Source organism: Nocardia amamiensis NBRC 102102 (assembly GCF_001612745.1).
Taxonomy (GTDB): Bacteria; Actinomycetota; Actinomycetes; order Mycobacteriales; family Mycobacteriaceae; genus Nocardia; species Nocardia amamiensis.
Window position 1 is genome coordinate 1 of the sequence record NZ_BDBA01000247.1, and the last position, 15,366, is coordinate 15,366.

Sequence of the window (15,366 nt, forward strand, 5' to 3'; positions counted from 1 at the left end):
CACCCAGCGGCTCCGCGAGATCCCGCCGCCCGCGTTCCTTCGCCGCGAGCACCGCCCGGCGCGCGGGACCGGCATACGGCCCGAGTGCCCAGCACGGGACTCCCGGATCGGTGCGTGGCCATACCCGCACCGGGGGCCCGGCCAGCGCGGCGGCGCACTCGACGCACCACCCGCAGCCGGGCCGCCCGCAGCCCGCACAGGCTGCGGGCAGGACCAGATCGAGCAGATTCCGCATCGCCCGAGTGTGCACCCACCCACCGACGAGGTTGATCCAACGCCTGCGTCACCTGATGGAACACCGAGTCCCTTGCTGCCGAACCCTTTCGCGACATTCCCGGCGCCGCGGAACGCGGACAGATCCCGCGCCCGAGCGGCGAGCTCATCGAGCCGGACTCACGCCAACGCAGGACCCGAACGCACACCCAGGCTGGCACGGCCTACCACCCGGATAGGCGGGGGAACGCTCAGCCGGGAAGCACCGGAAGGGCGTTCGCGCCGAGTCCGGGTACCTCGCGCCAATAGGGCTGCCCCTGGTCCGGGGCGGGGGCGGTGGTCAGCTCGAGCACCGCGCGCGAGTCGGCCACGTACTGGTGGTCCGGGCTCGCGCTCACCGAGCGGACCGGCGCGGTCAGGTTCTGCGAAGTCAGCGGGGTCGGCTCCGATCCGTCCACCGAGACGGTGCTCACCGGGTCGACATTGCCTTCGCGCGCGATGATGATCGTGTCGGCGTCGAGCCAGTCCACCGACACGGCGGTCGTGCTGAGGCCGACGCCGACCGGAAGCGCGGAGGTCAAGCTCAACTTTCCATCGGGCTGTGGCACCACGACCGCGACATACACCTTGCCGTCGGCAATCATCGCCGCCCGCACGCCGTAGCGGGAGATCCGGAGTTCGGTGATCGGCAGCCGCGGCGCCATTGCCGACGAGGCCGCCGTCAACGCCGAGATGTCGACATCCTGCACCGATACATTTCCGGTTGCGCGGTCATGGACCGCGCGGATGACCCGCCCGCCGTCGAGCACCGCCCATGCAGCACTGCCGTCGGCGGTCCAGGACGGCCGGGTGATGGTGAAACCTTCGGCGACGGGAAAGGCATTGCCGCCGTACGTGCCGACCATCAGTGCGCGCGACGGCTCCCCCGCCGGCCTGCCCGCCTCGGCGACCGCCGCGACCAACTGCCCATCCGGGGACAGCGCCGCCGACTGCAGGTTGTTCACCCGACCGAAGTAGCCGGGCGTCGGCGCGCTGCCACTGTCGGTCACCTGTACCAGTGCCCCGCCGCGCAGCGCATGCAAACCAGCCTGGCTGCGCGTGGACGCGCCGGGGCTGAACTGCTGCACGTCCGCGACGCTCCATCCGCTCGCGGCGAACCGCTCGTCCAATGGTTTGCCGTCGGCGAGCAGCACGTAGGGTCCGAGAATGTCGGCGCCGGAGAGCGTGAGCACCACCTGGGCGGCCAGCAATTCCCGCTCCCGCGGATTCAGCGCCGACGCACCGGCGAAGTCGATCTTGACTCCGCCGAGCCCGATGCCGACTCCCTCCGGGTCACCGTTGATCTTGGTGATCGGGCCGCGCAGCGTGACCGGCGGCGCCAGCTCGTTGCGCAGCACCGACGCGAGGGCGGGCTGCGGCCCCTCGAGCAGCGAACCCAGCAACCGCTGGGTCAACTGCCCCTTCGGGACCGAGAACCAACGCAGATCCGGGACCGTCGTGTTGCCGCTCGGATCGATGAAATACAGCACGTAGCGCCGATAGGACTTGAAGAACGCGGTGGAGTCCATCACCACGCCGTCGGGCAACTCGTCGATGCGCCACTCGCCGTCGACCTTGGTCAGCTCGATCTTGTTCTCGACGATGACGATATCGTCGCTCGGGCGATATCCGCCGTCGGCGGCCAGCTCACCGACCTTGCGCGCGCGGATCTTGTAGGTGGCCTTGTCACCGGAGCGGGATTCCCGCAGCGTGTCGGGTTTCTCCACGATGACGGTGCCCGCGGCGTCATCCCACTGGGTGGAGGCGGCCGGAGTCATGTACTGTCGCGCGGCCAGATGCCGGTTGGCCGGGTCGGCGGTGGCCTGGAGGAAATCGCGCAGCAGGAGATCGGGATCGCGGTTGGCGACCGGGGGCGGCGGGCCCTCCGGGGTGGGCTCGCGGTTGAGCGTCCCCAGTGCCTCCGGCGCGGAGGACTCCGGCAGGCTGGCACACGCGGTGAGCGGTGACAAAACCACCGCGACCACCGCGACCAACACGGTCAGCCGCCGCATCCGCGCGGACCCGACACGCATTCTCATGACTGTCCGTCCCCGGATTCGCGGGTAGGGCCGCCACCGGCCTGCGCCGACTCGGGTGCCTGCGATCCATTCGGACCGGACGCGGGCGCCTCACCGGATGGGGTGCTCTCGTCGGCTGTCGCCATGTCGCCCGATTCCGCGGCCTCCGCCCGCGCCGCATCCGGCTTCTGGGCGCTCACTTCGTCCGTACGCACACCATCCACTCCGGCAGTGCCCGACTCGGTAGTCACGTCTTCCGTACGCGCACTATCCGCCCCAGCGGTGCCCGGGGGCACATCGTCGGGTCCTGCCTGCGCGCTCACACTGTGCACGGTAGTGCTCGATTCCAGCTCGTCCGGCCCGCCGGCAGGCGTCAGCGCGGCGTCCGGTCCGGCTACAGTCGCCTCCGCGGGACCGACCTGGGCGGCCTGCGAACCCGCGCCCGTGTCGTGCACGCTGTCCAGCTCGGAACCACTCCGCTCCCCGGCATCACGTTCGGCACCCGACGCCCGCGCGGCGGACGCCTCCAGGTTCGCGACGGTCGCGCCTTCCGCCTCGGCAGCAGCGGACTCCGCAGGCGGCTCCTCGACCAGCCGCACCGGCTTGCGGGCCGGCTCCAACGGCAGCGGACTTTGGCCGAGCTTCTTGCCGCGCACCAGCGGCAACGTCAGCCGGAAGCTCGCGCCGACACCGATCTCGCCCCACGCCTCGAGCTTGCCCTCGTGCAGGTTCGCGTCCTCCACGCTGATCGACAGACCCAGACCGGTGCCGCCGGAGCGGCGCATCCGGGACGGGTCCGAACGCCAGAACCGGTTGAAGACCAGCTTCTCCTCGCCGGGCCGGAGGCCGACGCCCTGATCGCGCACGACGACGCCGACCGCGTTGGCCTCGACGTCGCCGCGCATGCGCAGCAGCACCGGCTTGCCCTCGCTGTGGTCGATCGCGTTGGCCAGCAGATTGCGCAGCACGCGCTCCACGCGGCGCGGATCGACCTCGGCGACCAGCGGCTCGTCCGGCATATCGGTGATCACCTCGACCCCGGCGTCCTTGGCCAGGTGCCGCACGGTGGAGATCGCGGCCCGCGCGCACATCCGCACGTCCAGCGATTCGACCTGGAGTTCGGCGACGCCCGCGTCGTGCCTGCTGATCTCCAGCAGGTCGTTGAGCAGACCCTCGAACCGGTCCAGCTCGTTGACCAGCAGTTCGGCGCTGCGAGCCAGGGCAGGGTCGAGGTCGTCACTGCTGCCATGGATCAGGTCGGCGGCCATGCGCACGGTGGTCAGCGGGGTGCGCAACTCGTGGCTGACGTCGGAGGTGAACCGGCGCTGCAGGTTGCCGAACTCTTCCAGCTGGGTGATCTGGTTGGACAGACTCTCGGCCATCTCGTTGAACGCCTGGGCCAGCCGCGCCATGTCGTCCTCGCCGCGCACCAGCATGCGTTCCTTGAGCCTGCCGTCGGCGAATCGGCCCGCGATCCGCGCCGCGGAGCGGATCGGCAGGACGACCTGCCTGGTGACCAGCGCGGTGATCGCGGCGAGCAACACCAGCAGCACGATGCCGCCGACCAGCATGGTGCCGCGCATCAGCGCCAGACTGCGCTCCTCGTTGGCCAGCGGGAAGATCAGGTAGATCTCCAGGGTCGGGATCTCGGCGCTGGGACTGCCGATGATCAGCGCGCGGCCGTGATAGCCCTCCGAGTCGGCCACCGTGGCGAACTGGTAGCTGACCTGGTTGCGCTGCACGAACCGGCGCAGTTCCTCAGGGACCTCCTGGATCGGGCCGTTAGAGATCTGCTGCGGCGGCATGCCGCCGATGACGCTCAGCGCCGTATCGAAAGTCCCTGCCGCGCCGGTGGATTGGCCGGTGCCACCGCGGTTGGACAGCGCGTTGCGCGCCTCTTCCAGCCGCTGCGGCTGGGCGCCGACATCGTGCACACCGGCCAGCTGGGTTTCCACAGTGTTGCGCGCACGGTCCATCTCCTCGACCGCCGCGTTGATCTTGGCGTCGAGCAGCCGGTCGGTGATCTGACTGGTCAGCACCACGCCGAGGATCGTGATGACGATCAGCGACAGGGTCAGCGTCGACACGATGACGCGCAGCTGCAGCGACCGGCGCCAGAGGTGGCCGAGAGCAACGCCGACCTCGTGGAACCACGCCACGACCGGTGCCAGCGATCGTTGCAGACGCGCGATCACGCTGGTGAGATCCGCCGTCCGGTCGTGGCGGGGCCCTTCCTGGTCAGCCAAGCAACTGCCTCCGGGCCCTCGACTCGGTCCGGATCACGGCGGTCCGGCCTTGTAACCGACACCGCGGACGGTCAGCACGATCTCCGGGTTCTCGGGATCCTTCTCGACCTTCGCGCGTAGGCGCTGCACGTGGACGTTCACCAGCCGGGTGTCGGCGGCATGCCGGTAGCCCCAGACCTGCTCCAGCAGGACCTCCCGGGTGAACACCTGACGCGGCTTGCGGGCCAGCGCGACCAGCAGGTCGAACTCCAGCGGCGTCAGCGAGATCTGCTGGCCGCCCCGGCTGACCTTGTGCGCGGGCACGTCGATCACGATATCCGCGATCGACAGCAGCTCGGCGGGCTCCTCCTCGGTACGGCGCAGCCGGGCGCGCACCCGGGCGACGAGTTCCTTGGGCTTGAACGGCTTGACGATGTAATCGTCGGCGCCCGATTCCAGACCCAGCACGACGTCGACCGTGTCGGTCTTGGCCGTGAGCATCACGATCGGAACCCCGGAATCGGCCCGCAGCACCCGGCACACATCGATGCCGTTCATGCCGGGCAGCATCAGGTCCAGCAACACCAAATCGGGGCGGATCTCGCGGACCGCCGCCAGGGCCTGTGTGCCGTCGCCGACCACGTGCGGGTCGAACCCTTCCCCGCGCAGGACGATCGTGAGCATCTCAGCGAGTGCCATATCGTCGTCGACGACCAGAATCTTCGGCTTCATAACTACTATGTTGTCATCTCCCAGGCGAGGATCGGGCCGCCACGCCAACACTGGTGCCAACCTGCGGCACAGCCAACCTTATCGACCAACGATTTCGATGATCCGCGCGGCCGCCGAAGCGGGATCGTCCTCGGATCGATATGTCCACCATGGCCCATGCCAGCCGCGTTCGGCCAGCTCGCGGTACACCGCACCGGTCCGGTGTTGCAGACCGCCGTCGCGCTCGTAGGCGTCGGGCGCGCGTTCGGCGTCGAGTTCGCCTCGCCTGCGGGCACGCTCGACGGCCAACTCGGTCGGCACGTCCAGCAACACCTGGAGCGCGGGCGCAGGCAGGGCGAATCTGCCGAACTCCAATTCGCCCACCCACCGCACTATTTCGCCGTCGGCCGACTGGCCGAGCCGGGCGGCGGAATAGGCGGCGTTGGAGGCAACGTAACGGTCGAGGAGCACGATGTCGTTGTCGGCCAACAGCTTCGACAGCTCGTCGTTGGCGCCCGCGCGGTCCAGCGCGAACAGCAGCGCCATGCCGTTGACCGAGCGGGCGAGGTCGCCGTGCGCGCCGCGCAGCGCCTCGGCGGCCAGGTCGGCGTGCACCGAGACGCGGTAGCGCGGGAAGGCCATCGTGGCGACGCGCAGCCCGCGACCGCGCAGATCGGCGACAACCTTGTCGATCAGCGTCCGCTTGCCCGCGCCGTCGAGGCCTTCGACGGCAATCAGCACTCCCATAGCCAGGCAGGGTACTCCGCCGAGCACCGACCGATGACACCGGCTGACCAGCGCGGATGTCGGGCCGGGCGGACCGGCCCGGGAGCCGGGGAGCGCGGTCCCGCCGACCGGAAGGCCGGCGGGACGCGCTCGGTGCTCAGTAGCGGTAGTGATCCGGCTTGAACGGGCCCTCCACGTCCACGCCGATGTACTCGGCCTGGTCCTTGGTGAGCTTGGTCAGCTCGCCGCCGAGCGCCTCGACGTGGATGCGAGCGACCTTCTCATCCAAGTGCTTCGGCAGGCGGTAGACCTCGTTGTCGTACTCGTCGGGCTTGGTCCACAGCTCGATCTGCGCGATCACCTGGTTGGAGAAGCTGTTCGACATCACGAACGACGGATGCCCGGTCGCGTTGCCGAGGTTCAGCAGACGCCCCTCCGACAGCACCAGGATCGAACGGCCGCTCTCTTTGAAGGTCCACAGGTCGACCTGCGGCTTGATGTTCAGTCTCGTTGCGCCGCAACGCTCCAGCGCGGCCATGTCGATCTCGTTGTCGAAGTGACCGATGTTGCCGAGGATGGCCTGGTCCTTCATCGCCTTCATGTGCTCAAGGGTGATGATGTCCTTGTTGCCGGTGGCGGTGATGACGATGTCGGCCTCGCCGATCGCCTTCTCCACGGTCACCACGTCGTAGCCGTCCATCAGCGCCTGCAGCGCGTTGATCGGGTCGATCTCGGTGACCTGCACCCGGGCGCCCTGTCCGGCAAGCGATTCCGCGCAGCCCTTGCCGACATCGCCGTAGCCGCAGATCAATACCTTCTTGCCGCCGATGAGCACGTCGGTGCCGCGGTTGATGCCGTCGATCAGCGAGTGGCGGGTGCCGTACTTGTTGTCGAACTTGCTCTTGGTGACCGAGTCGTTGACGTTGATCGCCGGGAACACCAGCTCGCCCGCCGCCGCAAACTGGTAGAGCCGCAGCACGCCGGTGGTGGTCTCCTCGGTGACGCCGCGCACCGATGCGGCGATCCGGCCCCACTTGCCGCGGTCGGTCTCGAACCGCTCACGCAGCAGATTCAGGAACACCTTGTACTCGGCCGAGTGGTCGGCGTCCTCCGGCGGCACCACGCCCGCCTTCTCGAACTGCGCGCCGCGCAGCACGAGCATGGTGGCGTCGCCGCCGTCGTCGAGGATCATGTTGGCCGGCTCGTCCGGCCAGGTGAGCATCTGCTCGGCGGCCCACCAGTACTCCTCCAGGGTCTCGCCCTTCCAGGCGAAGACCGGGGTGCCCTTGGGCTCGTCGACCGTGCCGTGCGGGCCGACCACCACGGCGGCCGCCGCGTGGTCCTGGGTGGAGAAGATGTTGCACGAGGCCCAGCGCACCTGCGCGCCCAGCTCTGTCAGGGTCTCGATCAGCACCGCGGTCTGCACCGTCATGTGCAGCGAGCCGGAGATGCGCGCGCCCTGCAGCGGCCGCACCTCGGCGTACTCACGGCGCAGCGCCATCAGACCGGGCATCTCGTGTTCGGCGAGACGGATCTCCTTGCGGCCGAAGTCGGCCAGCGACAGATCCGCCACCTTGTAATCGATGCCGCCTCGGACATCGGCGGTCAACGACGTGCGTGCGGGAAGTTCTGAGGTGGTCATCAGCCTCTCCTGGTTCGGCAAGTACCGAGGCAAGGCTAGTCGCTCGCGACCGCGAGCGGACCACGCGGCTGCCTGAGCCGCGCTCGGCCCGGCGTGGTCTGCCGCCGGTCATCGTCCGACCGCGTGGGCTACGCGGCCGTCTCGGCGTTTACGCGACCACCCCGCGGGCGGCCAGGATCCGGCGCCGCTTGCGCGGCTGGATGTTCGCCAGCGTGAGGTCGCCGCCGTAGTGGGCGAGGACGCGCTTGTCCATCACCCACCGCCACAGCGGCGGAATGGCGGCGAACACGATCATGGTGGCGTATCCGGCCGGCAGCTGCGGGGCCTGCTCCGAGCTGCGCAGCGTCTGGTAGCGACGGCCCGGGTTGGCGTGGTGATCGCTGTGGCGCTGCAGGTGGAACAGGAAGATATTGGTGACCAGGTGGTCGCTGTTCCAGCTGTCGCGCGGCGAGCAGCGGGCGTACATGCCGTTCGGGCGGCGAGCCCGCAGCAAACCGTAGTGCTCGACGTAGTTCACCGTCTCCAGCAGGCCGATGCCGATCACCGCCTGCAATGCCAGCCATGGCAGCACCTGGTAGCCGAACGCCGCGACCAGGGCGCCGAACAGCACCACTGTCATCGACCACGCCTGCAGGATGTGGTTGTCGACGCTCCACCAGCCCTTGTCCTTGCGGGCGAGACGCTCGCGCTCCAGCGCGATCGCCGAACGGAAGCTCCCGGAGACGCTGCGCGGCAAGAATTCCCACAGCGACTCCCCCAGCCTGCCGCTGGCCGGGTCCTCCGGCGTCGCCACGCGCACGTGATGGCCGCGATTGTGCTCGACGAAGAAGTGCCCGTACCCGGACTGGGCGAGGGCGATCTTGGCCAGCCAGCGTTCCAGCCGCTCGACCCGGTGCCCGAGTTCGTGGGCGGCGTTGATGCCGATGCCGCTGACGAAACCCAGGGTTGCGGCCAAGCCGAGCTTGTCGACCAGGCTCAGCTCGGCACTGGCCCACATGTAGCTCGCGATCACCAGCCCGACCAGCTGCACCGGCAGCATCAGATAGGTACACCACCGGTAGTACCTATCGTTGGACAGCAGTTCGTAGTGCTCATCCTTGGGGTTGCTGCCGTCCACGCCGATCGCCCAGTCCAGCACCGGAATCAGGATCAGCACGATGATCGGGCCGATCCACCAGAACACCTCCACACCGGTGTGGAGCACGAGCTGCGACGGCAGCAAAGCCGACGATGGCGCGAGCAAGCCGAGAACCCACAGATGGCGCTTGGGATCGGGCGACCCCACCGGATTGCCAACCGTTTGCACTTTTGCCCCACTCAATGAAGACATGAAACTCCGACGACCCGACCCGCCTGAGAATACTTGCAGACTTCCCGTTCGTTACACACGGTTGGCTGTAAAACGTGTCAGCGATTACAAGCCGCGCAGTCGGTTTCCAAGTCGCCGCACAGATGCTGAGGTGTCGCGAGCCGGTTGCCCGCGCCCGCTCAGCTCTGCACCCGCGCGGCGAGGATCGCCTCCACGTACGGACTCAGCAGGGCACTCAGCTCCTCGGGCACGTCTCGCCCCAGCCCCGGCGGAGTGGGGATGTAGCTCAGGGCGATCCGCACCAGCGCGTGCGCGACCACATCCGATTCGGCCGGCGTCGTCGCCACCCAGCTGTGCTGGAAGGCCAGCGACAGCCGCTCGGTCGCGTGCTCGAGCAACGGCCCGGCATCGAGCGTGATCAGCCGCAGCAGATCCAGCTTCACCTCGCCCGCGACCAGCGACTGGACCAGAGGGTCGGCGGCCGCGTCGACGAAGAAGTTGGCCATGCCGTCGCGGAAGGCGGCGCGGGCGTCACCGACGTTGCCGTTGATCGCCGCGTCCACGTGGTCGACCAGATCGTCGGCCAGGCGCAGCGCGTAGGCCTGGGTGAGCCCGCTGCGTGAGCCGAACTCGTTGTAGAGCGTCTGCCTGCTCACGCCCGCCCGGGCCGCGACGTCACCGAGCGTGATCTTGGACCAGTCCCGCTCGGTGAGCAGCTCGCGCATCGCGTCCAGGACCGACGTCCGCAGCAGTTCCCGCGCGGCCTCCTGGTAGGGAATCCTGGTTCCGTTGCGCGGCATACCCGCGACACTGTCACGGGGAACTGCCGCAGTCAAAGTCTCACGACCGCTCGATTTCGACCATGAAGAAGTCCGCCTTGGCGGCGCCGCAGTCCGGACAGGTCCAGTCGTCGGGGATGTCGTCCCAGCGGGTGCCCGGCGCGATCCCGTCCTCCGGCCAGCCCTTGGCCTCGTCGTATTCGAAGCCGCACTGGATGCACTGGTAGAGCTTGTACTCACGCCCGCCCGTCTCCCGACCGCCACCCCTCACCGAATCGCTACGCGATGCTGTAGTCATTTGCTTGCCCCTATCACCTCGAAGTCGATCTTTTCCCGCACGCCGCAGTCCGGGCAGCACCAGTCGTCCGGCACCGTCTCCCACCGGGTGCCCGGCGGGAATCCCTCGTGCGGCGCGCCTTTCGCCTCGTCGAAGACGTAGTCGCAGACGGGGCAGCGGTAAGAGCTCATGCGCCCTCCCCCTCGGCGGCTGCGTCTCGGACGCCGTAGCGGGCGAGCACCTTGTCCCGCTTGCCCGGGTCGATGTTGGCGCGGGTGATGTCGCCCCCGTAGTGCGCGAGGACGCGCTTGTCCATGACGCGGCGCCACAGCGGAGGGAAGTAGGCCAGCAGGACCATGCTGGCGTAACCGCTCGGCAGGTTCGGCGCGCCGTCCCAGCTGCGCAGCGTCTGGTAGCGGCGGGTCGGGTAGGCGTGATGATCGCTGTGCCGCTGCAGGTGGTACAGGAAGATGTTGGTGACGATGTGGTCGCTGTTCCAGCTGTGCACCGGGGCGGGCCGCTCGTACCGTCCGCTCGCCGTGCGCCCGCGCACCAAGCCGTAGTGCTCCAGGTAGTTCACCGCCTCCAGCAGGCTGAAGCCGACCACGGCCTGCAGGATCAGGTACGGCAGCAACTCGATGCCGAACACCGCGAGCAGCGCCGCGTACAGCACGGCCGACATGAGCCAGGCGCTGAGCACCTCGTTGCGCAGGCTCCACGGTTTCGCGCCGAGCCGCTCCAGGCGGACCTTCTCCAGATGCCAGGACGATTTCAGGCTGCCCCACACGGTGCGCGGCCAGAACGCCCAGAACGTCTCGCCCACCCGGGAACTGGCCGGATCCTCCGGCGTCGCGACGCGGACATGGTGGCCGCGGTTGTGCTCGATGTAGAAGTGCCCGTAGAACGACTGAGCCAGCGCGATGCGGGAGAGCCAGCGTTCCAGGTCGACCTTCTTGTGGCCGAGTTCGTGCGCGGTGTTGATGCCGATGCCGCCGATCATGCCGACGGTGATCGCCAGGCCGATCTTGTCCAGCACGTGCAATCCGCCGTCGATGCCGAGCCAGCTCGCGTCGTTCCCGGTGATCAGGTAGGCGCCCATGAGCAGCGTGGCGTACTGGAACGGCAGGTACAGGTAGGTGAGGTAGCGGTAGTACTTGTCGTTCTCCAGGTACTCCATCACCTCGTCCGGCGGGTTCGAGCCGTCCGGCCCGAAGCAGATGTCGGCGATCGGAATCAGCACGTAGACCAGGATCGGCCCGAGCCAGAAGGGCACATGCGCGAGGCGATGCCAGCCGAATTCGTTCAACGCCCAGATGAGCGGGAGCCCGATTGTGAACAGGCCCGTAGGGGCGAACAACCCCCACAGCCACAAATAGCGTTTGCGGTCGCGCCAAGCCGGTACCTCGACCGGCCGCACGGCACTGTCGGCGTTCGTCGACATCGTTGTCTCCATTCCCCACACGTCATCGCATGTGACGTGCATTACCTCTCACAGTGGACAATAGACCGCGACTTGTCGCGTGTCTAGACAAATCAGACAATTTGTAAACCCAGAGTGAGCGCGGGAACGACGAAGCCCCGGCCGGATGAGGGGCATCCGACCGGGGCTCGAGCGCTAGGAGGATCAGCGCAACAGAACGTCGGCGTCGGCGGGCAACGCGTCCACCGGCCACCAGCGCAGATCGGTGGATTCATGACTGCGCACCGGGACCGCGCCCGCGGGAGCGGTAATACGGAACAGAAGGTCGAGGTGCCGGGTGGGCACCCCCAGCGAGCACCTGATCGGATGGGCCTGCGCGCCATACAGGCCCGGCTCCAGCCGCAGACCCGCGATGCCCGATTCCTCGGCGGCTTCCCGCAGCGCGGCGGCCGCGACAGTGTCGTCGTGCTCTTCGCAGTGGCCGCCGAGCTGGATCCAACGGCCGACGCGCGGATGCAGGGTGAGCAGCACGTCGCGACCGTCCGCGGAGAAGACCACCGCGGAGGCGGTGATGTGGCCCGGCGCGTGTTCGCGTAGGCAGCCGCGCGGAGCCGAGCCGAGGAACGCCAGCATCGCCTCGCGCAGCGACCGATCGGAATCGATTGCCGGACACCATGATTCGAGCAAGGCGGTCGCCGAGGCGTGCAGGGATTCCGCGCTCACCGGCCGCGCCCCCGCCCGCCGCACCCGATCCTGCCGAGCACCGTCACAGCTCGACCAGCCCGGAACCGGCGCCGACCACCGGCCGCGGGGTCAGCTCCTCGAGCGGATGGCCGATGGCGATCGCGCCCAGCGGACTCCAGTCCTCGGCCAGTCCGAGGACATCGCGGGTGACCTCCGGCGCGAAGATGGTCGAACCGATCCAGCAGCTGCCGATCCCCTCGGCGGCCAAGGCGACCAGCAAGCCCTGCACCGCCGCGCCCACCGCGACGGTGAACATAGTGCGCTCATGGGCGCGCCTGCGCTCATCGGGATAGTCGTGCGCCCCGTCCGGCACACAGAACGGGATGATCACCTCGGGAGCGTCGAACAGGATGCGGCCGCGGGCGATCCGCCGCTCGATCCGCTCCGGCGCGAGCCCGTCGGCGGCCAGATCCGCGCGCCACTTCTCCGCCATCGCCTCCAGCAGCTGGGTACGCAGCCCCGGCTTGCGCAGCCAGACGAATCGCACCGGGCGCGTGTGATGCGGGGCGGGGGCGGTCAGCGCGACCGACACCGCCGCCCGAATACGTTCGGGATCGACCGGAGCGTCGGCGAACTGGCGAATCGAGCGACGCAGCAGGATCGCCTCTTGACGCCCGCGCTCGATCGCCTCGGCGGTGCCGAGCCAGAACAGGTCCTCGGTGCCGCCGCGCAGCAGATCGGTGGCGCTGGATCCGTCGTCGACCACCGGCAGCCCGCGCACCACGGCCACCGGGACCCCGCCCAGCTTGCCTTTCACCAGGTCCGCGGCGGCCGCGAGTTCGTCCGCCACGGCGACCTGGGTGACGAACAGCTCGTTGCCCTGACCGTCGACCGCGCCCGCGTAGTCGTGCAGCACCCGAAGCCCGGCGGCACCGATGGCCGCGTCGGTCTGCCCATTGCGCCACGCCCGGCCCATGGTGTCGGTAACGACCACCGCGACCGTCACGCCCAGCCGATCGGCCAGCGCCGTGCGCAGCGCCTTGGCGCTGGCGTCCGGATCAGTAGGAAGCAGCACCAGTTCGCCCTGTTCGACGTTCGAGCCGTCGACGCCGGAGGCGGCCTGCACGATGCCGAGCTTGTTCTCGGTGATCAGCGTGCGGCCTCTGCGGGCGAGTACGCGCACCGCCTCCTGGTCGATGAGCGTGCGCCGGACGGCATCGCGTTCCTCGGGGTCGAGCGGCGCGTCCACGATGCGCCCCTCGACCTTCGCGATGATCTTGCTCGTGACCACGAGCACGTCGCCGTCGGCCAGCCATGGCGCGCAGCGCGCGATGTGTTCGGCGAGATCGTCACCCGGCCGGAATTCCGGCAGTCCGGTGATGGGCAGGATGCGCAGCTCTCCAGCCGCGTGATCGGTCGGTGTGGTCGTCACGGCTTCACTCCGGCGAGATCCAGCGCCTGACGCACCATTTCGGCGGTCGTCGGCGGGTCGGTCATCAACAAGGGCACGCTACGCACCTCCACACCGGGCACGTCGGCGGTGTCGGTGCTGTGGATCAGCCAGCCGTCCAGGATTCCGGTGGCCGAACGCGCGCCGTAGTAGCGGCCGATCGCCTCGGCCGTGGTCTGCACCCCGATCACCGACAGGCACTCGTCGGCCATGCCGCGCAACGGCTTGCCGTCGATAACGCCGGAGACCCCGATCACCTTGGCCGCAGTGGTGCGCAGCGCGCCGCGGATACCGGGCACCGCGAGGATGGCGCCGATGCTCACGACGGGGTTCGACGGTGCGAGCAAGACCACATCAGCGGATTCTATGATTTCGATCACATTTGGCGCCGGTTTGGCCTCCTCGGCGCCAATTGTGGCGAATCCATGGGTCTCGATGTTCGCACGGTAGCGAACCCACCACTCCTGGAAATGGATCGCGCGTCGTTCGCCAGGGTTGTCCGGATCGGTCACAACGACATGCGTTTCGCAGCGATCGTCGGTTGCCGGGATCAGTTTCACGCCCGGCTGCCACCGGTTGCACAGCGCCTCGGTGACCGCGGAGAGCGGGTATCCGGCGCGCAACATTTCGGTGCGGATCAGATGCGTGGCGATATCGCGGTCGCCCAAGCCGAACCAGTCCGGCTGCGCGCGATATTTCGCGAGCTCCTCCTTGGCGTGCCAGGTCTCCCCGACCCGACCCCAGCCCCGCTCGCTATCGATGCCGCCGCCCAGGGTATACATGCAGGTATCGAGGTCGGGACAGATCCGGAGGCCGTGCATCCAGGCGTCGTCGCCGACGTTCACGATCGCGGCGACGTCGGCCTCGGGCAGCAGTTCCCGGACGCCTTGAAGGAAACGCGCGCCACCGACACCGCCGACCAGCACGGCGATCCGGGGTCCGTGCGCGGGTGTGGCGCCCACTTGTTGTCCAGTCACATCCGCACAGCCTATGCGGTGGCGTGGCAACTCCCGTTCGCGGCAAATTTGCTGTTTATTTGCTATCGCACGATGCAAGATCAGTTCGGAATGCGGCTGCGGATAGTAACGGAATAGCGACGGCGGCTTGACCATCGACGCGTCCGGCGTGTCTAATCACAGTCATGTCATTCCGGGTTCGCACGAGAGTTCAAGGCGCGGGCGGCATTTCGAACACATGTTCGCATAGGGATGACAAGCTCGGGGACGTCCGCGGGACAACGTCGCGGGGTATGGCCGTCGGTGCGCGTGTTGGTCCGACGGAAAGAATCATTCTGCGCTAACACACAGTGAGGAGGCGGAGCGTGGCCAATGAGATGGTCTCGCCGACCGATTCCACAGCAGGCGCAGCACGTGGCGTCTGCGCAGACAACGGCTGGAAGGACGGAGAGGGGGGTGACGGAGTCGCGGCGCCCCGGCTCAGCCTGGTCGTGACCGGCTTCGACGAGATGTTCGAATCCATCGAAGAGCAGTGGCAGGAGCGCGCTCTGTGCGCGCAGACCGATCCGGAGGCGTTCTTCCCCGAGAAGGGCGGCTCCACCCGTGAGGCCAAACGGATCTGCATGGGGTGTGAAGTACGCGACGAGTGCCTGGAGTACGCACTCGCGCACGATGAGCGCTTCGGCATCTGGGGCGGTCTCTCCGAGCGGGAGCGCCGCCGCCTCAAGCGCGGCATCGGCTGACCGACACGCGGCGCCCGGAGTCGCGATCCTTACCAGGGCGACTCCGGGCACAGCGACACGACCGAAGTAGATCTCGCCGCCTCGATGCGGACGGCCGGAGCCGGCTGGCCTAGATTTTGTGTCATGGCACGTTCCCGTAAGCGCCGACCGCCGACCGCGCGGTCGGTGACCCGC

Annotated in this window: 14 protein-coding genes and 1 pseudogene; 1 reads left to right on the forward strand and 14 read right to left on the reverse strand. The window is 68.4% G+C overall.

All coding sequences use genetic code 11. The annotated features are described in order from the left end of the window. The 14 genes and pseudogenes from NA4_RS33305 to cofD all read right to left on the reverse strand — a co-directional run. On the reverse strand, positions 1–235 hold a 235-nt coding region (locus NA4_RS33305; RefSeq protein WP_373862860.1), incomplete at its 3' end, for a ComF family protein. A gap of 229 nt (positions 236–464) precedes the next feature. Beyond that, a complete protein-coding gene (gene lpqB, locus NA4_RS33310) occupies positions 465–2,291 on the reverse strand; it encodes an MtrAB system accessory lipoprotein LpqB (protein ID WP_067479269.1) in 1,827 nt (608 codons plus the stop codon). A gap of 446 nt (positions 2,292–2,737) precedes the next feature. Beyond that, positions 2,738–4,429 (reverse strand): annotated as a pseudogene (gene mtrB, locus NA4_RS33315) (MtrAB system histidine kinase MtrB); the annotation flags it as partial. Between the two features lie 120 nt (positions 4,430–4,549). Next, positions 4,550–5,227 (reverse strand): MtrAB system response regulator MtrA, encoded by a 678-nt coding sequence (gene mtrA / locus NA4_RS33320; RefSeq protein WP_040781845.1) that lies wholly within the window; start codon positions 5,225–5,227, stop codon positions 4,550–4,552. Between the two features lie 78 nt (positions 5,228–5,305). Then, positions 5,306–5,953 (reverse strand): dTMP kinase, encoded by a 648-nt coding sequence (locus tag NA4_RS33325; protein ID WP_084497692.1) that lies wholly within the window; start codon positions 5,951–5,953, stop codon positions 5,306–5,308. Positions 5,954–6,089: 136 nt separating this feature from the next. Then, on the reverse strand, positions 6,090–7,574 hold the full coding sequence (gene ahcY, locus NA4_RS33330) for an adenosylhomocysteinase (protein WP_067479271.1): 1,485 nt from the start codon (positions 7,572–7,574) through the stop codon (positions 6,090–6,092). 148 nt (positions 7,575–7,722) lie between these two features. Next, complete coding sequence (locus NA4_RS33335) at positions 7,723–8,904, reverse strand: alkane 1-monooxygenase (protein ID WP_067479274.1); 1,182 nt, start codon at positions 8,902–8,904, stop codon at positions 7,723–7,725. Between the two features lie 158 nt (positions 8,905–9,062). After that, positions 9,063–9,683: a TetR/AcrR family transcriptional regulator gene (locus NA4_RS33340; RefSeq protein WP_067479276.1), complete on the reverse strand. Its 621-nt coding sequence runs from the start codon at positions 9,681–9,683 to the stop codon at positions 9,063–9,065. A gap of 40 nt (positions 9,684–9,723) precedes the next feature. Beyond that, complete coding sequence (locus NA4_RS33345) at positions 9,724–9,933, reverse strand: rubredoxin (RefSeq protein WP_245671700.1); 210 nt, start codon at positions 9,931–9,933, stop codon at positions 9,724–9,726. Positions 9,934–9,956: 23 nt separating this feature from the next. Beyond that, the gene (locus tag NA4_RS33350) at positions 9,957–10,130 is read right to left on the reverse strand and encodes a rubredoxin (RefSeq protein ID WP_067479280.1); all 174 of its coding nucleotides are present in this window, start codon (positions 10,128–10,130) and stop codon (positions 9,957–9,959) included. After that, a complete protein-coding gene (locus NA4_RS33355) occupies positions 10,127–11,380 on the reverse strand; it encodes an alkane 1-monooxygenase (protein WP_067479290.1) in 1,254 nt (417 codons plus the stop codon). The genes NA4_RS33350 and NA4_RS33355 overlap by 4 nt, the downstream gene beginning before the upstream one ends. Before the next feature lie 183 nt (positions 11,381–11,563). Further along, on the reverse strand, positions 11,564–12,082 hold the full coding sequence (locus tag NA4_RS33360) for an NUDIX domain-containing protein (protein ID WP_067479282.1): 519 nt from the start codon (positions 12,080–12,082) through the stop codon (positions 11,564–11,566). A 43-nt stretch (positions 12,083–12,125) separates the two neighbouring features. Next, positions 12,126–13,475 carry a coenzyme F420-0:L-glutamate ligase gene (locus NA4_RS33365; RefSeq protein WP_067479284.1) on the reverse strand — a complete coding sequence of 450 codons (1,350 nt, stop codon included), beginning with the start codon at positions 13,473–13,475 and terminating at the stop codon, positions 12,126–12,128. Then, on the reverse strand, positions 13,472–14,470 hold the full coding sequence (cofD, locus tag NA4_RS33370; RefSeq protein WP_245671699.1) for a 2-phospho-L-lactate transferase: 999 nt from the start codon (positions 14,468–14,470) through the stop codon (positions 13,472–13,474). Before cofD ends, NA4_RS33365 begins: the two co-directional genes overlap by 4 nt. 488 nt (positions 14,471–14,958) lie before the next feature. On the opposite strand from cofD, the gene NA4_RS33375 reads away from it, so the two are divergent. Further along, the gene (locus NA4_RS33375; protein WP_029901515.1) at positions 14,959–15,192 is read left to right on the forward strand and encodes a WhiB family transcriptional regulator; all 234 of its coding nucleotides are present in this window, start codon (positions 14,959–14,961) and stop codon (positions 15,190–15,192) included. Positions 15,193–15,366: the final 174 nt, after the last annotated feature.

Excerpts from the sequence above, each read along its gene's own strand:
- NA4_RS33335 (WP_067479274.1), bottom strand. The coding sequence starts at position 8,904 with ATGTCTTCATTGAGTGGGGCAAAAGTGCAAACGGTTGGCAATCCGGTG.
- NA4_RS33340 (WP_067479276.1), bottom strand. The coding sequence starts at position 9,683 with ATGCCGCGCAACGGAACCAGGATTCCCTACCAGGAGGCCGCGCGGGAA.
- NA4_RS33325 (WP_084497692.1), bottom strand. The coding sequence starts at position 5,953 with ATGGGAGTGCTGATTGCCGTCGAAGGCCTCGACGGCGCGGGCAAGCGG.
- mtrA (WP_040781845.1), bottom strand. The coding sequence starts at position 5,227 with ATGAAGCCGAAGATTCTGGTCGTCGACGACGATATGGCACTCGCTGAG.
- NA4_RS33350 (WP_067479280.1), bottom strand. The coding sequence starts at position 10,130 with ATGAGCTCTTACCGCTGCCCCGTCTGCGACTACGTCTTCGACGAGGCG.
- lpqB (WP_067479269.1), bottom strand. The coding sequence starts at position 2,291 with ATGAGAATGCGTGTCGGGTCCGCGCGGATGCGGCGGCTGACCGTGTTG.
- NA4_RS33375 (WP_029901515.1), top strand. The coding sequence starts at position 14,959 with ATGTTCGAATCCATCGAAGAGCAGTGGCAGGAGCGCGCTCTGTGCGCG.
- ahcY (WP_067479271.1), bottom strand. The coding sequence starts at position 7,574 with ATGACCACCTCAGAACTTCCCGCACGCACGTCGTTGACCGCCGATGTC.
- NA4_RS33355 (WP_067479290.1), bottom strand. The coding sequence starts at position 11,380 with ATGTCGACGAACGCCGACAGTGCCGTGCGGCCGGTCGAGGTACCGGCT.